Source organism: Pseudomonas sp. JV245A (assembly GCF_032424515.1).
GTDB lineage: Bacteria > Pseudomonadota > Gammaproteobacteria > Pseudomonadales > Pseudomonadaceae > Aquipseudomonas > Aquipseudomonas protegens.
The window spans coordinates 1-724 of record NZ_VYKE01000475.1 but is presented as its reverse complement, the minus strand read 5'-3'; the positions used below and the strand labels follow the sequence as shown (position 1 = coordinate 724).

Sequence of the window (724 nt, the reverse complement as noted above, 5' to 3'; positions counted from 1 at the left end):
CGGGTCGAAACCGAGCAGGTGGCCACCGCGGTCAACCAGATGGCCGCCACCACCCAGGAAGTGGCTAGCCACGTGCAACGCACCGCCGACGCAACCCAGGAAGCCAATCGCCTGACCGGCCGTGGCCGCGATATCGCCGGGGAAACCCGCGAAGCCATCCAGCGCCTGTCGGTGGTGGTGGGCGAAACCGGGCTGACAGTAACCCAACTGGCCAAGGACAGTGACGAAATCGGCGGCGTTGTCGACGTGATCAAGGGCATTGCCGACCAGACCAACCTGCTGGCCCTGAACGCAGCCATCGAAGCCGCCCGCGCCGGTGAAATGGGCCGCGGCTTTGCCGTGGTGGCCGACGAGGTGCGTCAGTTGGCACAGCGCACCAGTGAGTCCACCGGGCAGATCCATACCCTGATCGCCAAGCTGCAGCAGACAGCCGCCACCGCCGTGCAGACCATGGACGCCGGTCATCGTCAGGCCGAAGAAGGCGTGGCCCGGGTTCTGGAAGCCGACCAGGCACTGGTGGGCATCAGCGAAGCGGTGGCCAACATCACCGACATGACCACCCAGATCGCTGCCGCCACCGAAGAGCAAAGCTCGGTGGCCGAAGAGATCAGCCGCAACATCAGCACCATCGCGCAACTGGCGGACCAGACTTCGGAGCAGGCCCAGCATTCGGCCGAGCTCAGCGAAGCGCTGACCCGCACCGCACACACCCAGTACTCGCTGG

At 66.0% G+C, this 724-nt stretch carries 1 protein-coding gene; it reads left to right on the top strand.

The features are described from left to right. The coding region (locus F6S12_RS32535) for a methyl-accepting chemotaxis protein (RefSeq protein WP_315869962.1) at positions 1-724 on the top strand (724 nt) is incomplete at both ends.